This window comes from Paracoccus isoporae, from assembly GCF_900101865.1.
In the GTDB taxonomy this organism is placed as follows: domain Bacteria; phylum Pseudomonadota; class Alphaproteobacteria; order Rhodobacterales; family Rhodobacteraceae; genus Paracoccus; species Paracoccus isoporae.
Genome location: NZ_FNAH01000004.1, coordinates 80950 through 97369, shown reverse-complemented (window position 1 = coordinate 97369; position 16420 = coordinate 80950). Strand labels below are relative to the sequence as shown.

The following is a 16420-nucleotide window of genomic DNA, read 5'->3' as shown; positions in this document are numbered from 1 at the left end:
TCACTCCCGATAGGTGGACATCACCAGTGTCGCGTTGGTGCCGCCAAAGCCGAAGCTGTTGGACAGGACCGAGTCGAAATCGACATTGTCGACACGCTGCGTCGCGATTTCCTCGGGTTTCAGTTCAGGGTCAAGCTCGCGAACATTCGCCGAGGCGGCGATGAAGCCATTCTGCATCATAATAAGCGAATAGATCGCCTCATGCACACCGGTCGCGCCCAGGCTGTGGCCGGTCAGCGACTTGGTGGAGGACACCGGCGGGGTGCTGCCCTCGCCGAACACCCGGCGGATGGCATTGATCTCGCCGATATCGCCCACCGGGGTCGAGGTGCCATGCGCGTTGATATAGCTGATCTCGCGGCCTTCGGGCAGGGTTTCGAGCGCGACACGCATCGCCCGCTCGCCGCCTTCGCCGGAGGGGGCAACCATGTCATAGCCGTCCGAGGTGGCGCCGTATCCGGTGACTTCCGCATAGATCTTGGCCCCGCGGGCACGCGCGTGATCCAGATCCTCCAGCACGACGACGCCCGCGCCGCCCGCGATCACGAAGCCGTCGCGGCTGACATCATAGGGGCGCGAGGCAGATTCCGGCGTGTCGTTATACTTGGACGACATCGCCCCCATCGCATCGAACAGGCAGGACAGTGTCCAGTCCAACTCCTCGCCGCCGCCGGCGAAGACGATATCCTGCTTGCCCATCTGGATCTGCTCGACCCCGTTGCCGATGCAATGCGCACTGGTGGAGCAGGCCGAGGTGATGGAGTAGTTGACGCCCTTGATCTTGAACGGCGTCGCCAGGCAGGCGGAATTGGTCGAGGACATGCAGCGCGTCACCATGAACGGGCCCATCCGCTTCGGACTGCCTTTCTGCATGACGATCTGGTGGGCGTCGAAGAAATTCGAGGTGGAAGGTCCGCCCGATCCCATCACCAGCCCGGTGCGCGGATTGGACACGTCGCCGTCGTCCAGGCCGCTATCGGCGATGGCCTGCTCCATTGCGATGAAGTTATAGGCGGCACCCGGCCCCATGAAGCGCAGGTTCCGCTTGTCGATATGATCCTCCAGCGTGATCTGGGGCTTGCCGTGGACCTGGCTGCGAAAACCGTGCTCGGCGTATTCCGGCGCGAACACGATGCCGGAACGGCCCTGTTTCAGGCTCTCCGTAACCTCTGCGGCATTGTTTCCGATGGGCGAGACAATCCCCAGCCCGGTGATGACGACGCGGCGCATGCACGCTCCTCTTCCCGTTCGTTCAGGGGGCTGACCCCGTTCGGCCCAGAAATAGTCCTGAGAGCGCGGCGGCACAACCCCGGCGCTGCATTGCCTTGTTTTCGCCGCGTTTTGATGCCGCGGCCGCCGTGACGCCGATCTTGTGAATCACGCTGAACCTGACTGCGTTATCGCGGGCCGCGCGGCGGCAGCCGGCTCAGTCCCGGTCCGTCTGCGCCCGCAGATACCGCAGCGCGTGGCCGAACCCCGCCAGCAGAACCGCCTCGGCCAGCAGTTTAAGCGCCTCCTCGGCCAGGCTGGCCCAGCGATGCACGGTCTCGGCAACCCGGCCGGAGAGATCCAGCCAGACCAGGAACTCCTCGCCATTGGTCAGCGCGTCGAAGCCGGTTTGCAGCAGCGTCAGCACAAAGCCCGCGATCAGATAGGCGCTGAGCCGCGGGATGCGCGTGACCTCCCGGCGGTGAAAGACAAGGATGCCCACGCCGATCAGCCCGTAGGCGAGGATGATGAGATCGTCGATCCGGTCGGTCGCGGCGGTCTCGCGCAGCACCGTGACCAGATGGAAGACCCGGTCGATTCCTTCATGGATCTGGAACGTCTCGTCCAGAAACAGGAACAGAAAGGCCAGAGACAACAGCAGCCAGAGCGTCTCGGGCGCGGAGAGGCGGAACATCCCCGGCCCGCGGCGCGCATGATAGATCCTGAAATTCACCAGCCCGATCAGCGCCAGCATCAGCCCGGACAGCACGGTCCCCGCCTTGCCTTCGCCGAACTGATCGGTCACGTCGCCCTCGGCCGCGCCGAGCGCGGTCAGGATCAGGATCAGGGCGAAGATGCCCCCCAGGGTCCGGCCGAGCGTGAAAAACTGCACCGCTTATCTCCTCGAACCCGAGGAGATAGCGCAACGCCGCGTGATCCGCGAGGCCCGGCCCGCGGGCCGCCGCTAGATCTTTGTTAGCTTTCCGACAGGGCGACCTTCATGTCCTTGACCTGATAGATCACCTCGCCATCGGCCTCGACGATGCCGTCGGCCACGCCCATGGTCAGACGGCGGGTCTGCACGGCCTTGGTGAAGTCGATCTTGTAGGTCAGCAGCTTGCGGTCGGGCCGGACCATCCCGGTCAGCTTGACCTCGCCCACGCCGAGCGCATAGCCGCGCCCGGTCCAGCCCCGCCAGCCGAGGTTGAACCCCGTCAATTGCCACAGCCCGTCCAGGCCCAGACAGCCGGGCATGATCGGGTTGCCGGGGAAATGGCATTCGAAAAACCACAGATCGGGCGTGATGTCGAACTCCGCCAGCACATGTCCCTTGCCATGCGCGCCGCCATCCTCGGAAATCCCGGTGATGCGGTCCATCATCAGCATGGGCGGTTCCGGCAATTGCGCGTTGCCGGGACCGAAAAGCTCGCCGCGGGCGCAGGCCAGCAGGTCGTTCTTGTCGAATTGGGTCTGTTCCATGGCCATGCGGGGTCTTGCCTTCCGTGTCGGGCGGGTTTCGCGAATGTGACGCGACGTCTAGCATTCGCACGTGATTTGGCGCAAGCGCAGCCTCGGCTAGGACGGCTCGACCGCGCTGCTCAGAACCACTGCCCCGGCTCCATCAGCCCCAGATCCATCAATTGCTGCGCGGTCCAGTCGAATTCGCGCGAGTTGCGCCATGTGAACCCGTTGATCTCGTCGCGCGAACCGGGATTGCGCGCAAGCGCCTTGGCCGCGCGGAACGAGGCGATCGCGGCGGTCAGGTTGTTGTGCCACGGGCAGGCATAGGTGTTGTACTCCTCGTCATCGAAGCGGAAATCCGGCAGCAGACGCAGGCCGGGACGGGACCGGAACAGCGCGATGCGGTCGATGCGGCGGCGGGCTTCGGGAATGAATTCCTCGAACCGCCAGCGCAGCCCGCCGTGGAAATCGAGCTGCCGCTCCTGAATCTGCCCATCCGCATTCTTCCGGCCGAGCGCGAAATAGCCGGTGGCGTCGAACATGGCGTGATCCATGCTCACCCCGCTTGGGAACCTCTCCAGATCGGGCGCGTAGAGATCGACCGTGTAGCTCAGCATGGCGCTGCGCCGCTCCTCGCTGTGAAAGCGCAGCATCTCGCCGATGCGCCGGGATTCCGAAAAGGGGAAGAACAGATATTCGGCATTGAACCCGTAATGGATCCAGATGCCCGGTCGTGCGGCGTCATTGACCGCGTTCACCGCCTCGACATGGGCATCGCGTCGCCGCGTCTCGAAGCACAGGTTGCGGGCATTGTCCGGCAGGATCTCCGGGTCCAGGGGTTCCGGCGACAAGGCCAGGATGCTGTCGAAGCCGCGATGCATCGCGTGGTCCAGCGTCGAATCCAGCTCCACGTCATCCTCGCACAGGATGATCGCGATCGGGCCGCGCGACAATTCGGCGGGTTTGCCGCGCAGGAAATCTTGCAGGGTGGGGATCATTGCAGAACCTCGCGGATCCGGGCGATATAGGCTGCGGGATCGGGCGCGTCGCCCTGGCTGGCGGCGGCAGAGGAGGCGTCAGGCGGGACTTCCTCGGTGGACTGCGTCCCGAGCTCGATCTTCCCGCTCGCCCGGTCAAACTCGGTCAGCACGGCGTCGATGGTGGCGAAAAGCTGTCCGTGAATGCGCTGCGCCAACGGGTCCAGCGTCTCGCCGTGCTCCGACAGACGGGCGCGGATGTCGCCCGTGTCGAACCGATCCGCGCTCAGCGCCGGTTCCAGCCGGGCCGAGACCTCGTCCAGCACCGCGACGCGGATGGCGGCCTCGGCCTGCGCGGTGGCTTCGGCGCGGGCGCGGGCGTCGGCGGCGGCAATGACGGCTTCCGCGGCACGTTCGGTCAGGATCGCCATCTCGCTGCCGGTTTCGGGCGGCAATTCCGCGTCGCGCGGCGGCGGGGTGTCGGCCGGCACTGCCGGGCTGGCAGTGTCCTGCGGCGCAGGCGGCTCAGGCACCGCGTCGGCATCCTGCGGCGCAGCCTCGGCTGCCGCATCCGTCTCCGCCATTTCCGGCACCGGGCCGGGCGCGTCGGCCGGTACGGAATCGGGGGTGCCAACCGTCTCCGGCTCGGGGGAGGCCCGCTCCGATCCGGGGCGGGCAATCTGCCAGCCCCACCACCCCGCGCCGAGCAGGACAAGCGCGGCAAGGATCAGGGCAATCGTCCGATTCATGCGGGGCCTTTCTGGTTGTGCAACCTCATGCCACAACGATTACTGCGCGGAAAGGCTGCACAGGGGAACCGATTTCGTTCAAATTTGGTTGAATCGCCGCAGGCAACTGCCTATTTTGCCCGCCATTCACCGCGATACGATAAAAGGAATCCCACCATAGCCCGTCGTCCCCATAACGCGCCGCCCCCCAACCGAGACTCTGGCCCGCGGGTCAATGAACGAATTCGTGTCGCCGAAATCCGCCTGATCGGCGCGGATGGCGAGAATATCGGCGTCGTGCCGCCCGCGCGCGGGCTTGAGATGGCCCAGGAGGCCGGGCTGGATCTGGTGGAGATCTCGCCCAATGCATCGCCGCCGGTCTGCAAGATCATGGATCTCGGCAAGTTCAAGTATGAACAGCAGAAGCGCGAGGCCGAGGCCCGCAAGAAGCAGAAGGTCATCGACATCAAGGAGGTGAAGTTCCGTCCGGGAACCGACACCCATGACTACGATGTGAAGATGCGCAACGTGATGAAATTCCTTGAGGCCGGCGACAAGGTCAAGGTCACCCTGCGCTTCCGCGGCCGCGAGATGGCGCATCAGGATCTGGGTCTGGACCTGCTGAACCGCGTCCGCGACGATGTCGGAGAGGCCGGCAAGGTCGAGAACATGCCGAAGCTGGAAGGCCGGCAGATGGTGATGATGATCGCGCCGCGCTGAGGCGGCGCAGGAACAGGGGGCCGCCTTCGGGCGGCTTTTTTTTGACCGATGAACACACCCGAGATCCTGATCCTGAAAGATGACGGCGCCGACCCGGACCTGCCGCTTCCGTCCTACGAAACCGACGGAGCGGCGGGGGCCGATCTGCGCGCCGATCTGCGCGGCGGCGAGATGGTGCTGGCGCCGATGCAGCGCGCGCTGATCCCGACCGGGCTGAAGATGCAGATCCCGCCCGGATATGAGGTGCAGATCCGCGCCCGCTCCGGCGCGGCGCTGCGCGACGGGCTGTCGCTGGTCAATGGCGTGGGCACCATCGACGCGGATTATCGCGGCCCGGTGGGCGTGATCGCGATCAATCTCTCGGACCGGCCGCTGACCATCCGCCACGGCGACCGGGTGGCCCAGATCGTCGTGGCCCCGGTGGTGCAGGCGCGCTTCACCGCGGTCGCTGCCATCGACGACACCGCGCGGGGCGGCGGCGGGTTCGGCTCGACCGGACGGGGCTGAGCCTTGGGCGTCCTGCTGCCCCTGGGACTTCTCAGCATCGCGGCGGTGGCCTGGATCATGGGCTGGGGGATCTTGCGCGTCCTTGCCGCGCTGTTCGCGGCATGGCTGATCGTGCTGGCGCTGATGCTGGCCGCTCCCGCAGCGGAGATGCGCGTATTCGGCGGGATGGACGTGCGCGCCTGGCTGGCAATGGGCGTGCTGCTGGCGCTTGTGCTGGGATATATGGCGGTCTTGCGCAAGGCCCGCGCCGCGGCCGGGGCGCGGTGGGGCGATCCGCAGGGCGAGGCGGGGCATGAGGCGCGCCGGACCGCCCCCGATCCCGAGGCGTCCCGCGACCCGCTGGAACGATATGCCCGCCATTATGTCCTGCGCGAGATCGGCGGGCCCGGTCAGGCCCGGCTGCGCGACGCGCGTGTGCTTCTCGTGGGCGCAGGCGGGCTGGGGGCGCCGGCCGCGCTCTATCTCGCGGCTGCCGGAATCGGGCGGCTCGCCATCGCGGACCCGGACCATGTCAGCATCTCGAATCTTCAGCGCCAGATCATTTACCGCAGCGGGGATGCCGGCCGGCCCAAGACCGCCGCCGCCGCCGAGGCGCTGCGGGCGCTGAACCCGCTGGTCGAGGTCGAGACGCTGGATCGGCGCATCACCGCAGCCGACACGTCGCTGATCTCCCGGTTCGATCTGGTGCTGGATGGCTGCGACAGCTTCGCCGACCGCGCCGCGATCAACGCGACCTGCGTCGATGCCGGGGTGCCGCTGATTGCCGGTGCCATCGCGCAATGGGAGGGGCAGGTCACGATCTACGACCCCGCCCGCGGCGCGCCCTGTCTCGCCTGCATATTCCCGGAGCCACCCGCCCCCGGCCTTGCCCCGTCCTGCGCCGAGGCCGGGGTGGTCGGCCCGCTGCCAGGCGTCATCGGTTCGATGATGGCGCTCGAGGCGATCAAGCATCTGACCGGCGCGGGCGAGACGCTGGCGGGCGCGATGCTGATCTATGACGGGCTGCATGGCGAAACCCGGCGGATCGCGCTCGGCCGCCGGACAGACTGCCCGGTCTGTTCCGGGGTGGCTCTCCGGCCCGGCGGGGCGTAGCCTGTGGCGCAGATCACATCCGGCAAGGGGAGACTCTCCATGAACCGCGAACTCACCGACTGGGCCGGCCCGCACGGTCTGCCGCGCTTCGACCACATCTCCGACGATGATTTCGCCCCGGCGATGGAGCCGGCGCTGACCGCGTCCGCCGAAGCGATGGAGGCCATCGCCGCAAATCCCGAACCGGCCAGCTTCGACAACACCGTCGCGGCCATGGAAACCGCCGAGGAGAAGCTGAACCGGGTCTGCGCGGTGTTCTACACGCTGACCGGGGTGGATTCGAACGACCGGCGCGAGGCGCTGAGCCGTGAGTTCGCGCCGAAGCTCGCCGCCTATAACAGCCGGGTCAGCATGGACAAGCGCCTGTTCGACCGGGTGTCGGCGGTCTGGAATCAGGCCGACACCCTTGCGCCCGAGGATCGCCGGATCACCGAGCTTGCGCTGCGCGACCTGCGCCGGGCGGGGGCCGGGCTGACCGGGGCCGACCGCACGCGCATGACGGAGATCCGTCAGCGTTTGGCCGTGCTCTATACCGATTTCGGGCAGAACGTGCTGGCGGATGAGCGCGATTTCGTCATGGAGGTGCCGCAGGATCGTCTGGACGGGTTGCCGGACTGGTTGCTGAACTCGATGGGGGCGGCGGCGAAGGAGAGGGGCCGGACAGGGCAGGTGGTGACGCTGAACCGGTCGCTGATCGTGCCGTTCCTGCAATATTCCGATGACCGCGACCTGCGCGAACGGGCCTGGCGGGCCTGGGTCGCGCGGGGCAGCGGCGATGGCGCGGGCGGGGCGGAGACGGACAATACCGGAATCATCGCCGAGATCCTGGCGCTGCGCCACGAACGCGCGCAATTGCTGGGTTACGCGGATTTCGCCGCCTACAAGCTGGAACCGGAAATGGCCGGCACGGCCGAGCGGGTGGAGGATCTGCTTTCCGAGGTGTGGCAGGCCGCGAAGCGCCGCACGGATGAGGATGCCGCCGTGCTGTCCGCGATGATGCAGCAGGATGGGCTCAACGCGGAGCTGGCGCCCTGGGACTGGCGCTACTATGCCGAGCGCCGCCGCCAGCAGGAGCATGATTTCGATCAGGGGGCGGTGAAGCCCTATCTGACGCTGGATGCCATGCTCGGCGCAGTTTTCGACGTGGCGCATCGCCTGTTCGGGCTGGAATTCACCCCGTTCGAGGCGCCGCTTTGGTCGCATGATGTCCGCGCCTGGCAGGTCACGAGAAACGGGCGCGAGATGGCGATCCTGCTGGGCGATTACTTCGCGCGGCCGTCGAAGCGGTCGGGCGCGTGGTGCGGCGCGTTGCAATATCAGCACAAGATCGGGGCGGGGCAGCGGGCGATCGTCACCAATGTCTGCAACTTCACCCCGCCCGCCGAGCCCGGCGCCCCGGCCTATCTGTCCTGGGACGATGCCGGCACGCTGTTCCATGAATTCGGCCACGCGCTGCATCACATCCTGTCCGACGTGACCTGGCCGTCAATCTCGGGCACATCGGTTGCGCGGGATTTCGTGGAACTGCCGAGCCAGCTTTACGAGCATTGGCTGGAACAGCCCGAGGTGCTGGACAAACATGCCCGCCATGTCGAGACGGGCGCGGCGCTGCCCGCCGATCTGCGCGACCGGGTGATCGCGGCGGGCAATGCCGATCAGGGGTTCTCGACGCTGGAATATCTTCAAAGCGCCTTTGTCGATCTGGCCTTGCATCGCGGCCAGCCCCCCGCCGACCCGATGGCGCGGCAGGCCGAGATCCTGGCCGGTCTGAACGCGCCGATGGCGATCCCGATGCGCCACGCCTCGCCGCATTTCGGGCATGTGTTTTCGGGGGACGGCTATTCCGCCGGGTATTATTCCTATCTGTGGTCCGAGGTGATGGATGCCGACGCCTTCGCCGCCTTCCGCGAGGCGGGGGATGCTTTCGATTCGGACACCGCGCGGCGGCTGGAGGAGACGATCCTGTCGCGCGGCGGATCGGCCCCGGCCGATGAGCTGTGGACGGCCTTCCGCGAGCGGATGCCGGGGGTGGAGCCTCTGTTGACCGGGCGCGGGCTGATCTGAGCCCGGGCTATCGCGGCTCGGCTGGTCAGACGACCTCGATCCCGGCGCCTTCAACGACCGAGCCGATCATCGCCGCCTTGGGGTGGCGCGCGCGGATCTGCGCCAGCACCCGGTCCGCTGCGTCGGGTGTGATGGCGACCAGCAACCCGCCCGAGGTCTGCGGATCGGTCAGGATGGTGCGCTCAGCCTCTGTGATGTCACCCGGCAGGCGAACCGCTTTGCCGACCGCGTCCCAGTTCCGCCCGCTGGCCCCGGTGCCGTGGCCGCTTTCTGCCAGCTCCGCAGCCCGGTCCAGTAGCGGAAGGGCGGAACGCGTGATCCGCAAGCCGCAGCCCGCGCCGCGCGCCATCTCCATCCCGTGGCCCAGAACGCCGAAGCCGGTCACATCGGTCAGGGCGTGGACCTCCGGCAGGTGCGACAGATCCTGCCCGATCCGGTTCAGCGTGGTGCAGCTCTCGATCATCTCCGCCACATCCTCTGCCCGCGCCGTGCCCTTCTTGATCGCGTTGGAATAGATCCCGACGCCGAGCGGCTTGGTCAGGATCAGCGCATCGCCGGGCCGGGCGCCACCATTGCGGCGCAGATCCTCGGGCGCGCACAGCCCGATCACGGCGAGGCCGTAGATCGGCTCAGGCGCGTCGATGGAATGGCCGCCCGCAATGGGTATCCCCGCCTCGGCGCAGATATCGGCCCCGCCCCCCAGGATCTCGCGGATTGTGGCCGGGTCCATCACGTTGATCGGCATGCCGAGAATGGCGAGCGCCATGATCGGCCGTCCGCCCATCGCATAGATGTCGGAAATCGCGTTGGTCGCGGCGATGCGGCCGAAATCGCGCGCATCATCCACCATCGGCATGAAGAAATCCGTCGTCGCCACCACGCAGGTACGCTCGTCGATCTGCCACACCGCGGCATCGTCGGATTCCGCGTTGCCGACCAGCAATTGCGGAAATGCCTGCGTTATCGGCTGATCGGCCAGCAATTCGCTCAGCACCGCCGGGCCCAGCTTGCACCCGCATCCGCCGCCATGGGCCAGTTCCGTCAGTCGCATCGCCGCCTCCTTGGATTTCCGGCCAGTCTAACGCCGCGGAAAAGCGAAGCACAGCGCCATCTCGCACTTGCAGAAAATGCGGCATGATAGGTAATGTATCACCAAGATGACACGCCGCCTGACCCCTTCGGATATCGTGGAAATCGCAGCGGATGCGAAGGTGTCCGTCGAGGCGCATGGCTGGCGTGCGAAATGCCTGCAACGGCTGGTGCGGATGGAGCTGCCGGTGCCGCGCTCCTTCGCCATCGCCGCCGAGGCGGTGCGCGCCATGGCGCAGGGGGTGATGCCCGATGCCGATGCGCTCGGCGCGCTGTTTGCCAATGGCGACGGGCTGGTGATCGTGCGCCCCTCGGCGGTCAATCCCGAATGGGGCGGGCCGGGCACTGTGCTGAATGTGGGGATCAACGATGCCTGCTATCAGCGGCTGATCGAAAGCCACGGCCGGCAGGCGGCGGATGCGATCTACCTGTCCTTCGTGCAGTCCTATGCCATCAACGTCGCCCGGCTTGACCCGGACATGTTTGCCGAAAGCGGCGAGGGGGCGTTGTCGCGCAGCCTGGCCGCCTATCGCGCCGAGATGGACGAGGAGTTTCCGCAGGATCCGATCCGGCAGTTGACCGAGGTGCTGCGCTCCATGGCGCGGGCCTGGGAATCGCCCACCGCTCGCCTGCTGCGCCAGGCCAAGGGCGCGCCGGAAGATGCGCCGCTTGGCCTGGTGGTCCAGCAGATGGCGCTTGCCGTCGGGCCGGGCCTCAGCGGCTCCGGCACGATCCAGCTTATCGATTCGGTCAGCGGCGCTGCGCGCATCACCGGGCGGTTCCGCGGCCAAATGCAGGGCACGACGAAGGCCGAGAATGCCGAAACGCTCTATCTGACCCGCGACGAGCGCGGCCCGGCCCTGGAAGACGCAGCGCCGCAGCTTTTCGCGGATCTGGTGGAATATTGCCGCGCCGCGCGGGTGCGGCTGCGCGACGAGATGATGATCGAATTCGTGGTTTCCGACGGGGCGCTGTCGATCATTGACGCGCTGCGGGTCCAGCGATCCTCGCGCGCGGCGGTGCGGATCAGTGTCTCGCTGGCCGAGGACGGGATCATTCCCACCGAGGAGGCGGTGCTGCGGGTGGAGCCGCGGGCCCTGTCGGAGCTGATGCATTACCAGGTCGATCCGCGCGCGCCCCGCGACATCGTCGCCCGCGGCATCGATGCCAGCCCCGGTGCCGCGGCAGGGCGGATCGTGTTCTCGGCCACCGCCGCGCAATCCTCGGCCGCGCGGGGGGAAAGCTGTGTTCTGGTTCGCCGGGAAACTGCGCCGGAGGATATTCGCGGGATGCATGCCGCCGTGGCCGTGCTGACCGAACGTGGCGGCATGACCAGCCATGCGGCGGTGATCGCGCGCGGGCTGGGCCTGCCCTGCATCGTGGGCGCCAGCCGGATCAGCATCGACGCGCGGGCGGGCGTGCTGCGCGCGGGGGGGCGGGTGCTGAAGGAGGGCGACCTCATCACCATCGACGGCACCTCCGGCGAGGTGCTGGCAGGCTCGGCCGAGATGCTGGAGCCGGCGCTTGACGACAGTTTCAACCAGCTTCTGACATGGGCGGACGATCTGCGCGACCTGGGGGTGCGGGCCAACGCCGACACGCCGGAGGATGCGCGCACTGCCCGCATGTTCCAGGCCGAAGGGATCGGGCTGTGCCGGACCGAGCATATGTTCTTCGACGAGATGCGCCTGCCGATCATGCGCGAGATGATCTTCGCCGACAGCCCCGAGGATCGTCGCGTCGCACTCGCCCGGCTGCTGCCGATCCAGCGTCAGGATTTCTCCGAGCTGTTCCACATCATGGCCGGCCATCCGGTCACGATCCGGCTGTTCGACCCGCCATTGCACGAATTTCTGCCGCAGGATCGCGAAGGGATCCGGGGGCTGGCCGAATCGCTGGACCTGCCGCTGTCCGACGTGACCCGCCGGATCGACGCGCTGTCGGAGTTCAACCCGATGCTCGGCATGCGCGGGGTAAGGCTGGGTCTGACCGTGCCCGAGATCTACGACATGCAGGCCCGTGCCATCTTCGAGGCCGCGATTGCCGCCGCCTCCTCCGGCGACGTGGTGGTGCCGGAGATCATGATCCCGCTCGTCAGCGCGCGGCGCGAGGTCGAGATCGTCAAGACCCGAATCGACGCCGTGGCCGCGGCGGTGCGCAACGAGACCGGTCAGGATTTCACCTATCGGCTGGGGGTGATGGTCGAAACCCCGCGTGCCGCGCTGCGCGCCGGCGACATTGCCCGGCACTCCGCCTTCCTGTCCTTCGGCACGAACGACCTGACCCAGATGACCTACGGGCTGTCGCGCGACGATGCCGGCCGGTTCATGGGATCCTACGTCCAGCAGGGCGTCTATGACGAGGATCCGTTCCATATTCTCGACGAGGACGGGGTGGGCGAATTGCTGCTGACCGGCGCCGGCCGCGCCCGCGAGGTCGCGCCCGACATCACCATCGCCGTCTGCGGAGAGCATGGCGGCAACCCGCAATCCATCGCCTTCTGCCACCGGGCGGGGCTGGATTACATTTCCTGTTCGCCCTTCCGGGTGCCGGTGGCGCGACTTGCCGCGGCACAGGAATCGATTCGGGGACGGCGCGGCGCGTCTGCGTGATTCGCCGCCTCCTGCGGCGCGGCCGCGGGATGCTGCAAGCGCGAAATGGCGCGAACTTGCCCATGCTGCAGTGAAGCATCGGCGGGATCTCGCCTGTAATCGGTTGAATCCGCATTGTTCTGGATCCGGGCGCGGCTTTGCGTGGCCTGCGGCGATGCCAACTGTGTAGGTTCCGCGACGATCCGCGGGCCTCTGCTCGGTCCGCAAGAACGAGAGACAGGAAACCACCAATGCCGATGCCGACCCGCAAGCTGGCCGGACTAGCCGTGAGTGTTTTGCTTGCGCTGCCGCTCACCGCACCGATTGCTGCCAATGCCGATCCCGCCCGCGGTCCCGAAACCCTGACCCAAGCGCGCTATGGCGGCGCGGATTCGCTGGCCTGCCTGACCGAGGCGCTGTATTTCGAGGCCCGCGGCGAAGGTCGCAGCGGTCAGCGCGCCGTGGCCGAGGTGATCCTGAACCGCGTCGACAGCGGTGCGTTCCCGAACTCGGTCTGCGGCGTCGTCTATCAGCGCGGCCAGTTCAGCTATAAGAAGGGGCTGCGCATGGCCAATGCCGCCGCCGCCGCCCGCGCGCGCCAGATCGCCGCGGATGCGCTTGCCGGCGCGCCGCGCGCCCTGACCGACGGGGCCACCTATTTCCACACCACGGCAGTCCGCCCGTCCTGGTCGAAACGCTTCACCCGGACCACCAAGATCGGCGCGCATATCTTCTATCGCAACGGTCGCCGCGTCGCCTCGAACTGAGCGGTTGCCGCACGGCATTGCCGAATGTCGCCAGCGACTTGCCCCCGGACCGGCCCTGCCCCTTGCGGCGGGGCCTTTTCTTTGAAATCTGGGGTCGATGGACCAGCCTGATCAGATCCACCTGCGCGATTACGTCCTGGAGGCCGAAATCGGCGCCTTCCAGTCCGAACGGGGCCGCCTTCAGCGCCTGCGCTTCGGCGTCACGGTGGATCTCGCCCAGCCGGTGATCGGCGTGGCCGATGATGTGGACCGGATCCTGTCTTATGACGTGCTGACCGATGCGGTCGCCGCCGCCGTGACGGATGAGCGGCTGAACCTGCTGGAAACCCTGGCCGAAAAGATCGCGGCGGGGGTGCTCGTCCACCCGCGCGCGGGGCGCGTCACGGTGACGGTCGAAAAGCTGGACCGCGTGCCCGGCGCGCTTGGCGTGACGCTGACCCGGCGGCGCGGCCGGGTTGCCGCCGATGCCTGGTTGCTGGCCCCGATCGTGCTGTTCCACGGCGCCGAGGTGCCGCGCCCGGAAGGGGCCGTCATCCTGACCCCGGACGCGCCGGATCTGCCGGTGCCTGCGGGCGGCAATGACCGCCGGGTCGCGCTGCTGGCGCTCGATCAGGCGGCCTGGGCGCTTGGTGGCCGGCTGGGCCTGGACGTGGCCGACAGCCGGACCGAGCTTGACTGGGCGGTGAAGGAGGCGCGGCCGATCGTCTGGGCGCCGGCGCGGATGACGGCCGATGTGGCCGGGCTGGAGGCCGATCCGGTCGCGATTGCGCTGTGGCTGGCCGAACGGATCGGGGCGGGGCGGCTGGACCTGGCCCTGCCGGCGCAGGCAGAGATGCCGGATCTGCCGACGGCCCTCCCTGTTGCGCGGAGCGGGACGTGACCGCAGATGACGCATATTGGCGCCCGGTCCCCGAAGACCGCGGCGCCCATCTGATCGCCGGTGGCTGGGTGCGGTTCTCACGGCTCGAGCGGCTGTCGCGCGGCGGCGGGGCCGAGATCCTGCCGGCCGAGGCCGCGCCGGATGCGGTGCTGGCACGGCTGACCGCGCCGCGCGCGCCGGTCTGCGGGATTGCGATGGACCGGCCCGCGCTGATGGGGATCGTCAATGCGACGCCCGACAGCTTCTCGGATGGGGGTCTCTATGATGGGGTGGCGCAGGCCCGTGCGCTGAGCGCGCAGGGCACCGATATTCTGGATATCGGCGGGGAATCGACCCGGCCCGGCGCGGTGCGCATCGCTGACGCCGAGGAAATCGCGCGCATCCTCCCGGTGATCGAGGCGTTGCGGGGGCAGGTGCCGATCTCGGTCGATACCCGAAAGGCCGGTGTCGCCCGCGCCGCAATCGCCGCCGGGGCCGGGATGGTGAACGACGTCTCCGGCTTCGATTTCGACCCCGATCTGGCGTCGGTGGTGGCGGAGAGCGGGCTGCCGGTCTGCCTGATGCACGCGCAGGGCGTGCCGGAGACGATGCAGGACGATCCGCGCTATGACGACGTGCTGCTGGATGTCTATGACGCACTCGCCGCGCGCATCGACCACGCCGGGGCGGCGGGCATCCCGCGCGACCGGATCGTGGTGGATCCGGGGATCGGCTTCGGCAAGACGCTGGCACATAACCTCGCCATCCTGAACCGGATCGGGCTGTTCCATGCGCTCGGTTGCACGGTCCTGCTGGGGGCGTCGCGCAAGCGCTTCATCGGCGAGGTCACCGGCCTGTCCGATCCGCTGGAACGCGGGCCGGGATCGCTGGCGGTGACGCTTGCGGCAGTGGCGCAAGGGGTGCAAATACATCGGGTACATGATGTGGCGATGACAGGGCAGGGGCTGGCGCTGTGGCGCGCGGTCGCGCAAGGAAAGGCAGAAGGATGACACGCAAGCTGTTCGGAACCGACGGGGTCCGGGGACGGGCCAATTCCGATCCGATGACGGCCGAGATGGCGATGCGGCTGGGGGCGGCGGCGGGGCGGTATTTCCGCCGCGACGGGCGCAACGGGCATCGCGTCGTGATCGGCAAGGACACAAGGCTGTCCTGCTATATGCTGGAAACCGCCCTGACCGCCGGTCTGACCTCGACCGGGATGAACGTGCTGCTGCTCGGTCCGGTGCCGACCCCGGCGGTGGGGTTTCTGACCCGCTCCATGCGGGCGGATCTGGGGATCATGATCTCCGCCAGCCACAACCCGGCCCATGACAACGGGATCAAGTTCTTCGGCCCCGACGGCTTCAAGCTGTCCGACGAGGCCGAGACCGAGATCGAGAACATCGTCGCCGGTCAGATCCGCCCGGCCGAGCCGCAGAACATGGGCAATGTGCGCCGCATCGATGACGGGCGCGGACGCTATGTCGAATACGCCAAGACCACCTTCCCGGCGCGGCAACGCCTGGACGGGATGAAGGTGGTGGTGGACTGCGCCAATGGCGCCGCCTATCGCGCCGCGCCCGATGTACTCTATGAGCTGGGGGCGGATGTGGTGCGCATCGGCGTCACCCCGAACGGGCTGAACATCAATCACGGCGTCGGCTCGACCCATCCCGAGGCCGCGGCGCAGGCGGTGCTGGACAACCAGGCCGATCTAGGGATCTGCCTCGACGGCGATGCCGACCGGGTGATCCTGATCGACGAGAAGGGCCGGGTGGCCGATGGCGACCAGCTCATGGCGCTGATGGCCGGGCGTTGGGCGGAGCAGGGGCGGCTCGACGGCGGTGCCCTTGTGGCCACGGTGATGTCCAATCTGGGGCTGGAGCGGTTCCTGGACACTCGTGGCCTGCGGCTGGAGCGCACCAAGGTCGGGGACCGCTATGTCGTGGAGCGGATGCGCGAGGGCGGCTTCAACCTGGGTGGCGAGCAATCCGGCCATATCGTGATGACCGATTACGCCACCACCGGCGACGGACTGATCGCCGGGCTGCAATTCCTCGCCGCGATGGCCGAGACCGGGCAGACCGCCTCGGAACTGGTCCACCAGTTCGACCCGGTCCCGCAATTGCTGAAGAATGTGCGCTACGCGGCAGGCTCCGATCCGCTCGCGGCACAGAATGTGCAGCGCGCCATCACCTCGGGCGAGACGCGGCTGAACGGCACCGGCCGGGTGCTGATCCGCAAATCCGGCACCGAGCCGCTGATCCGCGTGATGGCCGAAGCCGAGGACGAAATCATGCTGCGCGAGGTGGTGGACAGCATCGTCGAGGCGGTGGAAAACGCCGCCGCCTGAGCC

The 16420-nt window shown here is 67.7% G+C and carries 15 protein-coding genes; 9 read left to right on the top strand and 6 right to left on the bottom strand.

Going from position 1 to position 16420, the window contains the following annotated elements:
• The 5 genes from fabB to BLT73_RS08330 form a co-directional block, all read right to left on the bottom strand.
• Nucleotides 1-1230: a beta-ketoacyl-ACP synthase I gene (gene fabB / locus BLT73_RS08350; protein WP_090522780.1), complete on the bottom strand. Its 1230-nt coding sequence runs from the start codon at nt 1228-1230 to the stop codon at nt 1-3.
• A 196-nt stretch (nt 1231-1426) separates the two neighbouring features.
• On the bottom strand, nt 1427-2101 hold the full coding sequence (locus BLT73_RS08345; RefSeq protein ID WP_090522778.1) for a hypothetical protein: 675 nt from the start codon (nt 2099-2101) through the stop codon (nt 1427-1429).
• A gap of 83 nt (nt 2102-2184) precedes the next feature.
• Nucleotides 2185-2694: a bifunctional 3-hydroxydecanoyl-ACP dehydratase/trans-2-decenoyl-ACP isomerase gene (gene fabA / locus BLT73_RS08340; RefSeq protein ID WP_090522776.1), complete on the bottom strand. Its 510-nt coding sequence runs from the start codon at nt 2692-2694 to the stop codon at nt 2185-2187.
• 113 nt (nt 2695-2807) lie between these two features.
• On the bottom strand, nt 2808-3668 hold the full coding sequence (locus BLT73_RS08335; RefSeq protein WP_090522774.1) for a hypothetical protein: 861 nt from the start codon (nt 3666-3668) through the stop codon (nt 2808-2810).
• A complete protein-coding gene (locus BLT73_RS08330) occupies nt 3665-4396 on the bottom strand; it encodes a hypothetical protein (RefSeq protein WP_090522772.1) in 732 nt (243 codons plus the stop codon). The genes BLT73_RS08335 and BLT73_RS08330 overlap by 4 nt, the downstream gene beginning before the upstream one ends.
• A 27-nt stretch (nt 4397-4423) precedes the next feature.
• On the opposite strand from BLT73_RS08330, the gene infC reads away from it, so the two are divergent.
• The 4 genes from infC to BLT73_RS08310 are packed head-to-tail and all read left to right on the top strand — an operon-like array spanning nt 4424 to nt 8758.
• On the top strand, nt 4424-5095 hold the full coding sequence (gene infC, locus BLT73_RS08325; RefSeq protein WP_090522770.1) for a translation initiation factor IF-3: 672 nt from the start codon (nt 4424-4426) through the stop codon (nt 5093-5095).
• A gap of 48 nt (nt 5096-5143) precedes the next feature.
• Nucleotides 5144-5602, top strand: a complete 459-nt coding sequence (dut, locus tag BLT73_RS08320) for a dUTP diphosphatase (RefSeq protein ID WP_090522768.1) — start codon at nt 5144-5146, stop codon at nt 5600-5602.
• Between the two features lie 57 nt (nt 5603-5659).
• Complete coding sequence (locus tag BLT73_RS08315; RefSeq protein WP_090523105.1) at nt 5660-6694, top strand: HesA/MoeB/ThiF family protein; 1035 nt, start codon at nt 5660-5662, stop codon at nt 6692-6694.
• Nucleotides 6695-6733: 39 nt separating this feature from the next.
• Nucleotides 6734-8758 carry a M3 family metallopeptidase gene (locus BLT73_RS08310; RefSeq protein WP_090522766.1) on the top strand — a complete coding sequence of 675 codons (2025 nt, stop codon included), beginning with the start codon at nt 6734-6736 and terminating at the stop codon, nt 8756-8758.
• 25 nt (nt 8759-8783) lie between these two features.
• Here the strand turns inward: BLT73_RS08310 and selD are convergent, their stop codons facing one another.
• Nucleotides 8784-9809 carry a selenide, water dikinase SelD gene (gene selD / locus BLT73_RS08305; protein WP_090522764.1) on the bottom strand — a complete coding sequence of 342 codons (1026 nt, stop codon included), beginning with the start codon at nt 9807-9809 and terminating at the stop codon, nt 8784-8786.
• A 106-nt stretch (nt 9810-9915) separates the two neighbouring features.
• On the opposite strand from selD, the gene BLT73_RS08300 reads away from it, so the two are divergent.
• The 5 genes from BLT73_RS08300 to glmM all read left to right on the top strand — a co-directional run bounded on the left by BLT73_RS08300 (nt 9916) and on the right by glmM (nt 16417).
• Nucleotides 9916-12459, top strand: coding sequence for a putative PEP-binding protein (locus BLT73_RS08300; protein ID WP_090522762.1), 2544 nt, complete (start codon nt 9916-9918; stop codon nt 12457-12459).
• Nucleotides 12460-12689: 230 nt separating this feature from the next.
• Complete coding sequence (locus BLT73_RS08295) at nt 12690-13205, top strand: cell wall hydrolase (protein WP_090522760.1); 516 nt, start codon at nt 12690-12692, stop codon at nt 13203-13205.
• A 97-nt stretch (nt 13206-13302) separates the two neighbouring features.
• Complete coding sequence (locus tag BLT73_RS08290) at nt 13303-14085, top strand: dihydroneopterin aldolase (protein WP_090522758.1); 783 nt, start codon at nt 13303-13305, stop codon at nt 14083-14085.
• Complete coding sequence (folP, locus tag BLT73_RS08285; protein WP_090522756.1) at nt 14082-15074, top strand: dihydropteroate synthase; 993 nt, start codon at nt 14082-14084, stop codon at nt 15072-15074. The genes BLT73_RS08290 and folP overlap by 4 nt, the downstream gene beginning before the upstream one ends.
• The gene (gene glmM / locus BLT73_RS08280) at nt 15071-16417 is read left to right on the top strand and encodes a phosphoglucosamine mutase (protein WP_090522754.1); all 1347 of its coding nucleotides are present in this window, start codon (nt 15071-15073) and stop codon (nt 16415-16417) included. The genes folP and glmM overlap by 4 nt, the downstream gene beginning before the upstream one ends.
• Nucleotides 16418-16420: the final 3 nt, after the last annotated feature.

Excerpts from the sequence above, each read along its gene's own strand:
- fabB (WP_090522780.1), bottom strand. The coding sequence starts at position 1,230 with ATGCGCCGCGTCGTCATCACCGGGCTGGGGATTGTCTCGCCCATCGGA.
- fabA (WP_090522776.1), bottom strand. The coding sequence starts at position 2,694 with ATGGCCATGGAACAGACCCAATTCGACAAGAACGACCTGCTGGCCTGC.
- BLT73_RS08335 (WP_090522774.1), bottom strand. The coding sequence starts at position 3,668 with ATGATCCCCACCCTGCAAGATTTCCTGCGCGGCAAACCCGCCGAATTG.
- BLT73_RS08330 (WP_090522772.1), bottom strand. The coding sequence starts at position 4,396 with ATGAATCGGACGATTGCCCTGATCCTTGCCGCGCTTGTCCTGCTCGGC.
- infC (WP_090522770.1), top strand. The coding sequence starts at position 4,424 with ATGCCACAACGATTACTGCGCGGAAAGGCTGCACAGGGGAACCGATTT.
- dut (WP_090522768.1), top strand. The coding sequence starts at position 5,144 with ATGAACACACCCGAGATCCTGATCCTGAAAGATGACGGCGCCGACCCG.
- BLT73_RS08315 (WP_090523105.1), top strand. The coding sequence starts at position 5,660 with ATGGGCTGGGGGATCTTGCGCGTCCTTGCCGCGCTGTTCGCGGCATGG.
- BLT73_RS08310 (WP_090522766.1), top strand. The coding sequence starts at position 6,734 with ATGAACCGCGAACTCACCGACTGGGCCGGCCCGCACGGTCTGCCGCGC.
- selD (WP_090522764.1), bottom strand. The coding sequence starts at position 9,809 with ATGCGACTGACGGAACTGGCCCATGGCGGCGGATGCGGGTGCAAGCTG.
- BLT73_RS08300 (WP_090522762.1), top strand. The coding sequence starts at position 9,916 with ATGACACGCCGCCTGACCCCTTCGGATATCGTGGAAATCGCAGCGGAT.
- BLT73_RS08295 (WP_090522760.1), top strand. The coding sequence starts at position 12,690 with ATGCCGATGCCGACCCGCAAGCTGGCCGGACTAGCCGTGAGTGTTTTG.
- BLT73_RS08290 (WP_090522758.1), top strand. The coding sequence starts at position 13,303 with ATGGACCAGCCTGATCAGATCCACCTGCGCGATTACGTCCTGGAGGCC.
- glmM (WP_090522754.1), top strand. The coding sequence starts at position 15,071 with ATGACACGCAAGCTGTTCGGAACCGACGGGGTCCGGGGACGGGCCAAT.